Genomic DNA, 12,107 nt, shown 5'->3' on the forward strand with positions numbered 1-12,107 from the left:
TGAGAGGTTTAATTGGATTCCGGTCAAATCAGGGGAGGGAGATGCTCCACACTTCAGGAGAGCGCCTGCCGGGTTTGAGCTCTCCGTTCACGGCCGCGAAACGGTCCTGCCACGCGCAACACGGAAGGACAGCCCTGGGCGCGGCGATGGGGCCTGCGTCGTGCCATGTCATGTCTGCCGTGTCCAGGCACAGGGATTGGTTATTGAAGCCGGGATTAGTTTGGGGAGTGTATTTTTTTCCGGAGCCGTCATCCCCCCCAAGCAGGTAAATGACGCCGTTTCCGGAAACCGGGGCCGGGGTGGGGGCTGCGGCGATGGCGTAAGGCATGTCCGGCAGGCGCGTCCATCCGTGTTCCGGAGTATAGCTCCAGGCTTCCTTCAGCAGTTCCCGGACCTGTTGGCCGTCCTGTTCCCGCAGGCCGATGCCGCCGAGCACGTACAGGGCTCCGTCTGTTGCGGCCATCTGATGCAGGAAGCGGCCGCGGCCCGGCAGCGGGGCCTGTTCCAGCCATCCCTGTTCCGTCCGGCGTGTGTCCAGCATGAAGACCCGGTTGGTGCAGTCCTGCTCGCCGGGGCGTTCGCACCCTCCTGTAAGATAGACTTTCCCGTCCAGGACGGCAGCCGCCGTATATGCCAGGGCGATAGGGAGGGAAGGGAAAGGATGCGTGGTGACAGTTCCCTCCGCGAGGTTCAGCAGGTAAACGTCTTTCCGGTGCCCTTCCTTGCCGCAGCCGCCGATGCACAGCAGGCCTTCCCTGATGCCGGCGGAGGCGCCGTATGCATAAGGCACGGGCAATGTTCCGGCCTCTTTCCATTCGTTTTCCCCCGGAGAGAGCGTAAAGATACGGTCCGTCCACGTTTTGGCTCCTCCTTCAAGCATGGGCTTTTCCGGGAAATTGGTACCTCCTGCACAAATCATTATTTCTCCGCAGGTCCCTGCGTACATGCCGGCGAAGCCTTCCGGATCGGGAAGGGCGGGTAAAGGTGTCCAGGATGAAGAATAGCGGCTCATAATACGTGTAAATGACTCGCCATATACTAGCTAAAAACCGGCGGCTGCGCCAGTATTAACCTCTGGTCCTATTTTTTTGAATAAATTCCTTTCCTTGCGCCTCTTACCAACGTAGAAGAGGTTAATCATATGAAAACAGGAACCCGTTTGTTGATCTTATGCCTCCTGGCTCCTGCCGCCCTGGCGGAAAATATGTCCCTGCGGTCCGGCAGGGTGCTGAAAGACGCCGTTGTGGTGTCTTCCGGAGATGATTTTGTCAATATCCAGTACACGGACGGGGTGGCCAAGGTTTCCTATAAAGATTTGACGGATGCCCAGCAAAGGGATTACAGGATGACGCCGGATGAAGTGAAGGCCAGGCTGGACCAGCGAAGGATGGAGGAAGCGGCGCGCAGAAAGAAGGCGGAAGAAGCCAGGAAGGCGGCCGATGAAGAAGCCAGGAAGATCCGGGAGTCCCTGTCTGAGGCGGAGCGGCATCCCCGCTATCTGGAAGGGGCGGATATTTCCCGCATGTTTTTGCTGATGGGGGAACTTACCAAGGTGGAGGCGGAGGTTATGGCTCTGCAGTGGAATGCCCTGGAAGCGGACCGTGTGGGTTTGCCGGAAGACGCCCGCGTTTTCCGCGCAAGGGCGGCAGCCTATCAGGAGCAGATAAACGCCATCCGTAAAAAAAGGGAAACCGCAGAACAGTATTGGCAGGATTTGGAGAAGAAATACCTGGCCTTGAAAGACGGTACCCAGAAGAAGATTGCAGATTTGAATAAGCAGGTTTCCCAATTGCAGGGGGAAGTGAGGGAGGTGGCCAGCCAGCCGAGAACGGAACGCATCATTGTCCCTCCGATTATCAGGACGTGGAATTACCCGCCGCCGCCTGTCATTATCCGGCCCCAGCCGCCCCCTCCCCGTCCCGTGCCTCCGAGTCCGATACCTTTGCCCGTAAAGCCGAGTTTGTACAGAAGTTAAAGATGCTCCGGAGCGTTCCCTTTTCTGTCCATGGGCCTGTGCCGTTTACTGGAAAAAGGGACGGACGGATGGGAATACGGGGAACAGGCCGCCCGTGCGGCTGCCGCCAAGGCCTGCCGGAACATTCCTTTGCCGCGGAGGGAAAGCATCAGATTCCGGGCAGGGGGAACAGTTTCATGCGGCCCCCCTGGAAGGAGGCCAGATGCCTGAATCCTGCCTGCCGGGCCAGTTCCCCGGCCCGCTTGAAATCCCGCCCTACATCCTCCGGCCTGTGGGCGTCTGAACTGATGGTGAGGGGAATTCCCGCCTCCGCCGCCATTTTCAGGAATTGCCCGTCCGGATATTGTTCCCCGCACTTGTTGTGCCAACCGGCTGTGTTAAGTTCCAGGCAGGCTCCGGTTTCCCGCATGGCTTCCAGCGACGGTTCATAATAACGGCGCAGGTCTCCAGAAGGGCGGAAGCCGAATTTTTTAATCAGGTCCGCGTGCCCCATGATGTGGAACATTCCGGAGGCGGCCATGTTCCGGAAGCGTTCCCAATACTGTTCCCATGCGTCCTCCACATCCGTCCGGTGCCAGAAATCCATTCTGTGGGGATTGTCGAATTCCTCCTTTTCCCCCAGATAATGGACGGAACCGATCAGGTAATCCCATGCGTGCAGGCCCTGCAGGTGCTCTATCCATGGTTCGATGCCGGGAAACCAGTCGCATTCCAGAGCGGAACGGACCGTCAGTCCGTGCAGCGCGGCGCATTCACGGGCTTCCGTGAGCCAGTCCAGGTAGGCCGGCATGTCCGCCTGCTTCATGCGCCAGTCGTCAAAAGGTTCCCCAGGCATCGGGGCATGGTCTGAAATGCCGTATTCCCGGAGTCCGGCTCGGACGGCTGCCTGCACATATTCCTGCGGAGTGCCGGAGGCGTGCAGGCACAGGGGGGTATGGGTATGGTAATCGCAGTACATGGAGGGGAATGCCCATGCTAGCATGGCGGAGCGGACGGTTCAACCCGGAGGGATGTCTTTGTTCATTATTTGCCGTCTTTGACTTTATGAGTTGATTTTATGGACAGGATTTTTTAGAGTTGCGTTAAATAGGACACGTGACATATGAGTGACTGGCAAGGCTTTTCCCCGCTGAATGATTTTACTGGGCCGCTCCTGGATAACCTGAAGCGCCACCCCAAGCGCATTGTTTTTCCGGAAGGGGAGGATGTCCGCGTGCTGCGCGTGTCCCAGCGCTTTGTGGAAGAGCAGGCCGGCGCGCCTATCCTGCTGGGGAGGAGGGAAGTCATCACGAGAATGGCGGAAATGAACGGAATTTCCCTGAAATTCGTCCGTATCATTGAACCGGAAAAAAGCTCGGATCTTCAGATGTTCTGCGACCGTTATGAACGGGCGGAGCAGATGTTCGGCAACGGGTTGCCTATGAATACCCGTGAAATTGTTTCCGAACCGGTTCATTTTGCCGCCATGATGGTGCTCTACGGCCAGGCGGACGCCATTGTGGCCGGGAACATGAAAAGGGTGGCTTCCGTTTTCCGCGCAGTAAACAAGTACAGGCAGGATCCCGTTCCCACCAAGCCCCTGTTTGCCATTTCCATTGTGCTCGTTCCCGAATTTTCCAAGAAATTCGGCGGCCGCGGCGTCTATTTTCTGGCGGATACCGGGGTAAACCCTGAACCCACGGTGGAAAATATGGCCTATTTTGCCGTAGAGACGGCCAAAATGGCCCGCCACATGCTGGGTAAAAGCGTTCGCGTCGCCATGCTGAGCGCGTCCACTTCGGGCTCCGTTCCGGAACTGGCTGCGGACCGCACCAGGGCCGCTGCGGCGCTGGCGAAGAGCATGGTGCAGAAGGATTGCCTGAACAATGAAATCTCCATAGAGGGGGAAATCCAGATTGATGCCGCTCTGTCGTCAGATTCCTACAGCGTGCGCGTGCACCGCAACTCCATGCTTCAGCCAAGTGAGGTTTGGGTCTTCCCGACTCTGGATGCTGCGGATATCTCCAAAAAACTGTTGTGCATGATGCCGTCCGTATACAACTATGGCCTTATTCTGGGCGGTCTGCTCTTCCCGATTGCCCAGCTGCCGCGGCTGACAGATGAAGACAGGATGTTCGGTACTGCGCTGGTGGTGGGGAATGAAGCCATTAAATTCCACCTGTTGTATCCGCAGGGGGTTGCTCCGCTTTATTGACCGGGCGCGGCGTGTCCGTGACCAGCAGGCGCTTTTCCTTGCGTACGGCCAGTTTTCCGCCGGGCAGGGAAGTTCGGGAAGGGCCGTCCGTATTCAGGATGTCCATTACCCGGAGTACGGCGTCTTCCGTCAGGTCCGGAATATGTTGCCGGCGCAGGTAATCATGCACGGCGCATTGTCTCAGCTCCGCAGGAAGCAGGTTGATTTTCGGCAAGAACAGGCGCCCCTGGGGATCTGTCAGGTTCATGGAGTCCAGCGCCTGGGAAAGCGCCGTGCGGATTTGATTTTCCAGGTGGCAGGCACGTGAAAAGGGAAGGCTGGTGTCCCTTTGGAACAGCGCATTCAATTTGGGAATAATCTCATGGCGCAGGGCGTTCCTGGTATATTCGGCAGACTGGTTGCTGGAATCTTCCCTCCATGGAATATGGCGATGCTCCAGATAGGAGGTGATATCCTCCCGGGAAAAATCCAGCATGGGGCGTACGACGGTCAATCCGTTGGCCCAGGTGGAGACGGGGAACATACCGTGAATGCCGGAGGCACCGCGGCAGAGGTGAAGAAGGGCCGTTTCCTGCTGGTCGTTCCGGTGGTGGGCCAGAGCCACGAGAGCCCCCGGGTAACCGGCGGCCCATTTCAGAAACGAGGCCTGCCTGGCTTCCCTGGCCGCTTCTTCAATGGCTATTCCGCGGGTATGGGCCATACTGCGGACATTGACGCGTTCCCGGACACAGGGAATACCCAGGGAGGCGGCGTAACGGAGCACAAACATTTCCTCTTCCTCCGCTTCCGGACGCAGCTGGTGATTTACATGGCATGCAACCAGATTGCATCCCGGCATGCCGGACAGCAGGGAAAGCAAAGCCATGGAGTCCCTCCCCCCGCTGATTCCGGCAAGGACGGGGCGGCCGGAGCGGAGGAGTTCCGCGGACTGGCTGTCAAAATGGTCCGGTGTCAACATGGTGCTGCTGCGAGTGAATCAGGAAAAAGAGATCAAAGGAAGCCTGCAAATAAAAACCCCGTTTTCCGGGAAGGAAACGGGGTTGGAAAATTGCTGAAGGCAGTTCTTACTTGTTGAGCTTGGGCTTGCCTCCGCTGCGGCGGACGGTGCCGAAGCGCTTCTGGAATTTGTCGATGCGGCCTTCCGTGTCCACAAACTGGTTCTTGCCGGTGAAGAACGGGTGGGAATCAGAGGTGATACCGCAGGAAACCACGAAATGTTCAACCCCGTCAATAACTTCCGTCTTGGGAGAACGAACAGTGGAACGGGTGATGAAGCGGCGTCCGGTGGTGATGTCAACAAAAACGACCGGATTATACTGGGGGTGAATATCTTTCTTCATGGTGATGTATTGCGTTTCCGACGCAAGGGGAACGCAAGTATAAATATGTTTCATTGCATGTCAAGCATCCCCGCGTAAAAATAAGGAAGTTTGTGGATGACGGTTCGGGAGCTTGCGGAAGGAACGGTTGTGGAGATGATATGACGGAAAAATGGAGCAGGTGTTGAAGAGGCCCCCCTGGTGGGCGTGGTTTTCCCTGATGGGATTGGAAATCCCTTCTGCCGCCATTGCCTGGGCTTTTGCCGTCAGCCAGTCCCATCTGGTGGTAGTTTCCTCCCCCTGGCTGTATCAATTCCTGTTTGTGGCTGTCTGGTGCGTCAATATGCTGGACCGGGTGCTGAAAATATTCCGGGGCGGTTCCGCTGTCTACACGGATGAATGCCTGCTTTTTGCCAAAAAGCATTGTTTCGTTATCTCCCTGCTCATTATGGTGGCGGCCGTGACGGGGCTTTGGATCATGTTTTTCCAATTGGGTGTGGTTATTTTTCAATTTGCCTTTCTGCCTGGCGTCTGCAGTCTGCTCTTTCTCTATTTCTCTTCCAACCCTCATCAGAAAGGGAGCCTGTCTTCCGGATTCGTCATGGGGGCGTTTTTTGCCGCCGTTTCCTTCGCTACGGGTGCCGGAATACCGGCCTACTTTTACGGGACGGTAGGCGGCGGCTGGGGAGGCCAGCTTTCCGAACCCACCTGGTATCTGGTAGCGCTGGTCATCCTCTGCATGTTCAGCCGCAAACGGTGGAGCGAAGAAGAGGATGAGGACGGGCAGGATTCCGCCGACCGCGACATGGTATCCCTGGTATGGATGGGGGTGATAGTCATTTACGTTGTATTCTGTCTGGCCGCCGCCGCCAGGGAATATACCGGGGATGCGTGGATTTATTATGGGCTGGCAATGGCGGGGGCATTCATGTTTGTGCTGGACAGGCTGAAGATGAACATGCCTCCCCTCCTCCTGCACACGCTATCCTGGGCGGCACTGATTTTCCCATTGCTGTTGAGCGGTATTCTGGCGCAGGCTTCCTCCTGATTGGCTGGGCGGATTCCTGCTATGGAGCGCGGCAAAATACAGGGAAGTTGAAAAAATAATATTTTGTGGTTGCAATATTGGGAAGAGGATGATAGATTCTGCCCCGCAAGCACATTCTGCGTGCAGGCAAGTGGCTCGGTAGCTCAGTCGGTAGAGCAGGGGATTGAAAATCCCCGTGTCGGCGGTTCGATCCCGTCCCGAGCCACCATTTTTTCTCCCAATTTCTAATCCCTCCTTTTTATACGGGAAGTAGCTCAGCCTGGTGGAGCGCCTGCTTTGGGAGCAGGATGTCGCAGGTTCGAATCCTGTCTTCCCGACCATTTTAAAGCCTGTGGATCAAATGATTTACGGGTTTTGTTTTTTGAGCTGTTCCCTGGTGGTTGTCCGTAAAATAGATGGAGTGGAAGCGGGGTATGCCTGGAAAGATGAAAAACACCCCTGTTGCGGCGGGGCGGCCGAACCTGCAGCCAGTTAAAAAAGCCGGAAATCTTTTGTGTCCGAAACAACGCGGACAGAAAGGCGATGCAAAGTTCTTGTAACACCCGTGTGCTGACGAAAGCCTGGTCCCGGCGGCCCGGATTTTTTCTGACGGCGGGGCGGATGAATAAGATTTGTTAATGTGCCGGGCTGAAAAACGGTGTAAAGAAAACCGCCGCGGGGTGGGAGGTGCGGCGGAATGGAGAAAATGATAGATGATAGAAATAGTTTTATTTCTTTTTTAGTATATAATATTCGGCCAGGACGCCCTGATTGACTGTGCCTTCTTTGTCTGACAGCATTACTTTGCTTCCATCAAGTATTTTATAATAAGATTTTTCATTGGAAGAGGATTGGGCCAGTTCCATCAGGCGGCCATTGATGAAATGATAAGAGCCTTTTGATTCGAAAATAGCGTCTTTTTCTCCTATGTATTCGCTTCTCAACACATAAGTGTTATCGTTGTTTAATGTTAACGCCGTCCTGATTCCTTCACAATCGGCAGCAGGAAGAATTCCTTCATAAGTGCCGTAAAAATTTAAATTCTCCAACTGTTTTTCTGTTTTTGTTTCGCCGCTCTCAATTCGAGAATGATGATTTTGGGGGGAATCACAGCCGGTTATGGCAATTAAACATGCGGTCCATAAAAAATTTATTTTCATGACAAGTTTTTTTCAGCTGGTGGTTTGTGACGTGCGATGCTTGATCCAATGGGGCAGGGAAGGGAGTACGTTCGTTTCCTGTTTTTCCGGTTTTGCCGTAATATGATGAAAGTCTATGGAAGGGGCAAGATATTTTCTTTTCATGGAGCCCGCGAGTATTGATGAATGCCGGATTAAGTAATTTATCCCGTTTTTATTCAACTTTGCCGGAAGAAGAGTTTTCTAACCGGGATGGAGTGTTTTGTAGTCCGTTTTGCGAAGATGTTGTTTTTTTTGAGGGGAGCCGAGTGTCTGGGGAAGCCCTCTCTTTGCAGATATTGCCGAGAAGGCTGGATTTTTTGCTTGAGATTAGGAAGAAGGCTTGCAGAGTGGCTTGATGAGGCCCGTCCGACAAAAGACATTTTCCGTTTCCTGGCTGGCGGGGTTGAGGTGGTCGTTTGGCGGGTATGTAACGGGAACACTTCTGGCGGCGGGTGCGGGGGCGCTGGATTTTCCCTTGCTGGCGCAGGTGATGCTTTTGGCCGCGGCGGTTTGTTTTGCCGCCTCTCTTGTTTGTGCGGGAGCGTGTTTCCGGGGCAGCAAGATTGCCCGGTGGTACTTGCTTCTTGTCCTCGTGATGATTATGGTTGCGGTTCTGTTTGGGAATGGAGGCGGTTAATTAGTCATTTGTATATCTTTTGATTGACCGCGTGCGCGCGTATGTATACTTTCCGGTCATGCTCCTTCGATTCTTATCGAGTCTCTTTTTTGCGTCCGGCATTGTTTTGACCGCTCAGGCGAATACCCAGCCTTATCCGGATTCCGATTCTTCTGATGGATACGATACCGGTTTTTATGCAGAGGCTTATTCCGGCGGCTACGACAGCGCTCCGGCTCCGGCGGGGGAATCCGCCTCCAAGCCTGTTTTCCCCACGCAGTCCTATTTTGAATTGCTTGGCCCCATGGATTCCAGAAACGGGCGCGGAAGCGTGGATATCCAGAATTGGATGACGGATTTGAATTTGTGCAGGATGTCCAGCGGTTCCTGGAATTTTTCTTCTACGGCGGCCTTGCGTCTGAGCTGGTTTAATGGAAAAGGAGCGGATGAGATGGATGTGGACCGGCTGTACACGATTTGGCTGAATGTGAACGCCTCCTATGCCATCACGGGGAAGACGCGCCTGGTTTTCGGTGTGACGCCCCAGATTTCCACGGATTTCGATACATGGACGAGCCATAATATTTTCTTGGGAGGCCATGTTCTTCTGGCAGGCCCCTTGAACGACCGGTTCAGCTATGGAATCGGCATCGGCTGTTATCCGCAGCTTGGGGATTATCCTTTCCTGCCCCTTATCCAGTTTAAATGGGAAGCTTCCCGCAATTGGACGCTTCAGCTGGAAGGGGCCCGCCTTTCCTATATCAACAAGGTGAGCGATGGGTTGAAGTGGGGACCCTTCGTTTCCGTGGTGTCCGGCACATGGACGATTCACCATGACCGCCGCGTCCGCCAGTTTGCATGGATTTCCGGCGTCGCCGGCATAGGCGCCGATGTGGGGTTGGGTCACTGGGGCAGCGTGCGCCCCAGGCTGGTGGCGGATGTCGGTTTTTCCTTCGGGAATTCCGGCACTATCAAGACAAGCAACGGAAGCCATGATTTGGAAAAATACCATTATGACCCCGGTTTTTATTTGCGTGCGGGGCTGCTATTTGAGTTTTGACCGGCCAACAGGATTAGCGAATACATGACAAAGGCCTCCGGTGCGTTGAATGTGCCGGAGGCCTTTTACATATGGGGACGTTTGAAGCCGGGACGGTTCCCGGAGGCAGTCAGGCTTCTTCAACGGAGGGTCTGCCCACGGAGTGGTATTCAAATCCTACGGCCCGGAGGTTTGCCGGGGAGAGGATGTTTCTTCCGTCAAAGATGATGCGGTTGCGCATGACTCCGGCGAGTTTCTGCAGATCCGCATTCGCATATTCGCTCCATTCCGTGGCGATGACCAGAACTTCCGCATCCCGGGCGCATTCGTACATGTCTTCCACCAGTTTGACCCCCATAGGGTTCAGAATGGGGGCCGCCGTGTGCATGGCTTTGGGGTCCGTAGCGGTGACAATGGCTCCTTCCCCGCAGAGTTTTTCACATAGTTTCAGGGCGATGGATTCCCGGACGTCGTCCGTGTTCTGTTTGAAGGCAAGGCCCCAAACGGCTATCTTTTTGTCCTTGAGGACCCACAGGCGGTCCCGAATTCTGTCCAGGAAGTGGATATGCTGGGTATCATTGATGTGTTCCACTTCCTCCAACAGGGTGAAGGGAATGCCCAGCGTGCGGCTGATGTTGATGAAGGCTTTGACGTCTTTCGGGAAGCAGGACCCGCCGTAGCCCAGCCCCGCGTTGAGAAAGTGGCGTGAGATGCGTTTGTCCATGCCGATGCCTTCCGCCACCAGTTCCACGTCTGCGCCCGTTTTTTCACAGACCTTGGCGACAGCGTTAATGTAGGAAATTTTCAGAGCCAAGAAGGAGTTGGCTGCGTGCTTGATGAGTTCCGCGGAGTTGACGTCCGTTTCCAGAATGGGGGCATGAATGGGCTGGTAAACGCGCTTGATGACGTTCATGGCCTGTTCCGAGTTGGCTCCAATGACAATGCGGTCAGGGTGCAGCAGGTCGTCCACGGCGCATCCTTCCCTCAGGAATTCTGGATTGGAGACAATGTCGAACTGAACATTCGGCCCCGCATAGTGCTTGATGGTCTGGCTGACTTTTTCCCCGGTTTTGACGGGTACGGTGGATTTGTCCACAATGACCTTGTATCCCATTTCTGGTTGGAGCGCCTGGGCGATTTCCCTGGCCACTTTTTCAATGTAGGTCAGGTCCACGGAACCATCCGTATTGGGCGGCGTGGGCACGGCGATGAAGATGACTTCGCTTTCCGCAATGGAAGCGGCGATGGAAGGGGAAAATTCCAGCCGCCCCACGGCTACGTTTTTTTTCACGAGCTCTTCCAGCTTGGGCTCGTAAATGGGGATGGCCCCGGATTGAAGAGTACGTATTTTTTCCGTATTATTATCCACGCAAATGACGTGATGGCCCATTTCGGCAAAACAGGTGCCTGTGGTCAGCCCCACGTAACCACTGCCGATAATTGTTAAATTCATAGTGTTAGCGTAAATATTGGTAAAAACTTAACTGTATGGAAAAGTAAGAGCAGTCAACCCCTGAGCATTATGGGATAGGGAATTTTTTCTGTCAAAATAAAAAGTTCCTGATTGAGCGCCTCCTTTCCTTGTGGTATAACCGTGACCAGACAGGAAAATATCTGTTTATTTTAATTTGAACGTTATGAAAACACCTATCACCGTTACCGTTACAGGAGCCGCCGGCCAAATTGCCTATTCCCTTCTGTTCCGTATTGCCTCCGGCAGCATGCTGGGGCCGGATCAGCCGATCAACCTGCGCCTGCTGGAAATTCCCCCGGCCATGAATGCTCTGGAAGGGGTGGTGATGGAGTTGCGTGACGCCGCGTTCCCGCTGGTTAATGAAATTGTCCCGACCAGCGATCCTGATGAAGCGTTCGCCGGCGCCAACTGGTGCCTGCTGGTAGGCTCCGTTCCCCGCAAGGCCGGTATGGAACGCAAGGACCTGCTGGATATCAACGGCAAGGTGTTCATCGGCCAGGGGCAGGCCATTGCCCGCAGCGCCGCCAAGGATGTGCGTGTGCTGGTGGTCGGCAACCCCTGCAATACGAATGCCCTTATTGCCATGCACAATGCGAGCGGCGTTCCCTCCGACCGCTTTTTTGCCATGACTCGCCTGGATGAAAACCGTGCCAAGAGCCAGCTTGCGGAAAAGGCCGGCGTCCATGTGACGGAAGTGACCAACATGGCCATCTGGGGCAATCATTCCTCCACCCAGTACCCTGATTTCACCAACGCCAGGATTGGCGGAAAGCCTGTGACGGAAGTCATCAAGGATACGGAATGGCTTAAGGGCGATTTCATTACCACCGTGCAGCAGCGCGGTGCCGCCATTATCAAGGCACGCGGCGCTTCTTCCGCCGCTTCCGCCGCTTCCGCAGCCGTGGATACCGTCCGCAGCCTGGCTACCCAGACTCCGGAAGGCGACTGGTATTCCGTGGCCGTTTGCTCCGACGGTTCCTACGGCATTGAAAAAGGTCTTATCTGCTCCTTCCCGGTCCGCACCACCAAGGATGGCGGCTGGGAAATCGTGCAGGGGCTGCCGGTTGATGCGTTCTCCCGTGAAAAAATTGACGCTACCGTTAATGAACTGAAGGAAGAACGTGACGCTGTTTCCTCTTTGTTGAAGCATTAATGTTGATTTGCTCTTGCGCCGGGTTTCCCGTTTTCGGGAAGCCCGGTTTTTTATGTCCTGAAGATTCCATAAACCTCATTTTCTGCGGGACAGAAGTTTTCTTCCGTGTTAAAAAAAACGATGGATGCA

The 12,107-nt window shown here is 54.8% G+C and carries 12 protein-coding genes and 2 tRNA genes; 8 read left to right on the plus strand and 6 right to left on the minus strand.

Annotated features, from left to right (window positions below):
- Positions 1 to 28: 28 nt before the first annotated feature.
- Positions 29 to 1,012, minus strand: a complete 984-nt coding sequence (locus AMUC_RS07625) for a Kelch repeat-containing protein (RefSeq protein ID WP_012420462.1) — start codon at positions 1,010 to 1,012, stop codon at positions 29 to 31.
- 129 nt (positions 1,013 to 1,141) lie between these two features.
- Between AMUC_RS07625 and AMUC_RS07630 the strand changes: the two genes are divergently transcribed.
- Positions 1,142 to 1,975: a hypothetical protein gene (locus tag AMUC_RS07630; protein ID WP_012420463.1), complete on the plus strand. Its 834-nt coding sequence runs from the start codon at positions 1,142 to 1,144 to the stop codon at positions 1,973 to 1,975.
- Between the two features lie 148 nt (positions 1,976 to 2,123).
- Here AMUC_RS07630 and AMUC_RS07635 read toward each other — a convergent pair whose 3' ends face one another.
- Positions 2,124 to 2,957: a histidinol-phosphatase gene (locus AMUC_RS07635; protein ID WP_022197570.1), complete on the minus strand. Its 834-nt coding sequence runs from the start codon at positions 2,955 to 2,957 to the stop codon at positions 2,124 to 2,126.
- 120 nt (positions 2,958 to 3,077) lie between these two features.
- Here AMUC_RS07635 and AMUC_RS07640 point away from each other — a divergent pair, with 120 nt between their 5' ends.
- Entirely contained in the window at positions 3,078 to 4,169 is a 1,092-nt protein-coding gene (locus AMUC_RS07640) for a phosphate acyltransferase (protein ID WP_012420465.1), read from the plus strand.
- Here the strand turns inward: AMUC_RS07640 and tilS are convergent.
- Together tilS and AMUC_RS07650 are read right to left on the minus strand one after the other, a co-directional pair.
- Entirely contained in the window at positions 4,123 to 5,127 is a 1,005-nt protein-coding gene (gene tilS, locus AMUC_RS12065) for a tRNA lysidine(34) synthetase TilS (RefSeq protein WP_012420466.1), read from the minus strand. The two genes, AMUC_RS07640 and tilS, sit on opposite strands and share 47 nt — an antisense overlap.
- Before the next feature lie 106 nt (positions 5,128 to 5,233).
- Positions 5,234 to 5,509 carry a type B 50S ribosomal protein L31 gene (locus AMUC_RS07650; RefSeq protein WP_035196558.1) on the minus strand — a complete coding sequence of 92 codons (276 nt, stop codon included), beginning with the start codon at positions 5,507 to 5,509 and terminating at the stop codon, positions 5,234 to 5,236.
- Positions 5,510 to 5,660: 151 nt separating this feature from the next.
- On the opposite strand from AMUC_RS07650, the gene AMUC_RS07655 reads away from it, so the two are divergent.
- The 3 genes from AMUC_RS07655 to AMUC_RS07665 all read left to right on the plus strand — a co-directional run bounded on the left by AMUC_RS07655 (position 5,661) and on the right by AMUC_RS07665 (position 6,856).
- Positions 5,661 to 6,536 (plus strand): hypothetical protein, encoded by an 876-nt coding sequence (locus AMUC_RS07655; protein ID WP_012420468.1) that lies wholly within the window; start codon positions 5,661 to 5,663, stop codon positions 6,534 to 6,536.
- Positions 6,537 to 6,668: 132 nt separating this feature from the next.
- Positions 6,669 to 6,744: transfer RNA gene (locus AMUC_RS07660), tRNA-Phe, on the plus strand.
- A gap of 35 nt (positions 6,745 to 6,779) precedes the next feature.
- A tRNA-Pro gene (locus AMUC_RS07665) sits at positions 6,780 to 6,856 on the plus strand.
- Between the two features lie 387 nt (positions 6,857 to 7,243).
- Here AMUC_RS07665 and AMUC_RS07670 read toward each other — a convergent pair.
- The gene (locus AMUC_RS07670; RefSeq protein ID WP_012420469.1) at positions 7,244 to 7,675 is read right to left on the minus strand and encodes a copper resistance protein NlpE; all 432 of its coding nucleotides are present in this window, start codon (positions 7,673 to 7,675) and stop codon (positions 7,244 to 7,246) included.
- A gap of 373 nt (positions 7,676 to 8,048) precedes the next feature.
- On the opposite strand from AMUC_RS07670, the gene AMUC_RS07675 reads away from it, so the two are divergent.
- Both AMUC_RS07675 and AMUC_RS07680 read left to right on the plus strand, forming a co-directional pair.
- Positions 8,049 to 8,333 (plus strand): hypothetical protein, encoded by a 285-nt coding sequence (locus AMUC_RS07675; protein WP_128153877.1) that lies wholly within the window; start codon positions 8,049 to 8,051, stop codon positions 8,331 to 8,333.
- Between the two features lie 58 nt (positions 8,334 to 8,391).
- Positions 8,392 to 9,372, plus strand: a complete 981-nt coding sequence (locus AMUC_RS07680) for an Amuc_1434 family mucin 2-degrading aspartic protease (protein ID WP_012420471.1) — start codon at positions 8,392 to 8,394, stop codon at positions 9,370 to 9,372.
- 109 nt (positions 9,373 to 9,481) lie between these two features.
- On the opposite strand, the gene AMUC_RS07685 is transcribed toward AMUC_RS07680, so the two are convergent.
- Entirely contained in the window at positions 9,482 to 10,804 is a 1,323-nt protein-coding gene (locus AMUC_RS07685) for a UDP-glucose dehydrogenase family protein (protein ID WP_012420472.1), read from the minus strand.
- 184 nt (positions 10,805 to 10,988) lie between these two features.
- Here AMUC_RS07685 and AMUC_RS07690 point away from each other — a divergent pair, with 184 nt between their 5' ends.
- A complete protein-coding gene (locus AMUC_RS07690) occupies positions 10,989 to 11,978 on the plus strand; it encodes a malate dehydrogenase (RefSeq protein WP_012420473.1) in 990 nt (329 codons plus the stop codon).
- The last annotated feature ends 129 nt before the right edge of the window (positions 11,979 to 12,107 follow it).

This window comes from Akkermansia muciniphila ATCC BAA-835, from assembly GCF_000020225.1.
Lineage (GTDB): Bacteria > Verrucomicrobiota > Verrucomicrobiia > Verrucomicrobiales > Akkermansiaceae > Akkermansia > Akkermansia muciniphila.

Excerpts from the sequence above, each read along its gene's own strand:
- tilS (WP_012420466.1), bottom strand. The coding sequence starts at position 5,127 with ATGTTGACACCGGACCATTTTGACAGCCAGTCCGCGGAACTCCTCCGC.
- AMUC_RS07680 (WP_012420471.1), top strand. The coding sequence starts at position 8,392 with ATGCTCCTTCGATTCTTATCGAGTCTCTTTTTTGCGTCCGGCATTGTT.
- AMUC_RS07650 (WP_035196558.1), bottom strand. The coding sequence starts at position 5,509 with ATGAAGAAAGATATTCACCCCCAGTATAATCCGGTCGTTTTTGTTGAC.
- AMUC_RS07625 (WP_012420462.1), bottom strand. The coding sequence starts at position 1,012 with ATGAGCCGCTATTCTTCATCCTGGACACCTTTACCCGCCCTTCCCGAT.
- AMUC_RS07685 (WP_012420472.1), bottom strand. The coding sequence starts at position 10,804 with ATGAATTTAACAATTATCGGCAGTGGTTACGTGGGGCTGACCACAGGC.
- AMUC_RS07655 (WP_012420468.1), top strand. The coding sequence starts at position 5,661 with ATGGAGCAGGTGTTGAAGAGGCCCCCCTGGTGGGCGTGGTTTTCCCTG.
- AMUC_RS07640 (WP_012420465.1), top strand. The coding sequence starts at position 3,078 with ATGAGTGACTGGCAAGGCTTTTCCCCGCTGAATGATTTTACTGGGCCG.
- AMUC_RS07690 (WP_012420473.1), top strand. The coding sequence starts at position 10,989 with ATGAAAACACCTATCACCGTTACCGTTACAGGAGCCGCCGGCCAAATT.
- AMUC_RS07635 (WP_022197570.1), bottom strand. The coding sequence starts at position 2,957 with ATGCTAGCATGGGCATTCCCCTCCATGTACTGCGATTACCATACCCAT.
- AMUC_RS07630 (WP_012420463.1), top strand. The coding sequence starts at position 1,142 with ATGAAAACAGGAACCCGTTTGTTGATCTTATGCCTCCTGGCTCCTGCC.
- AMUC_RS07670 (WP_012420469.1), bottom strand. The coding sequence starts at position 7,675 with ATGAAAATAAATTTTTTATGGACCGCATGTTTAATTGCCATAACCGGC.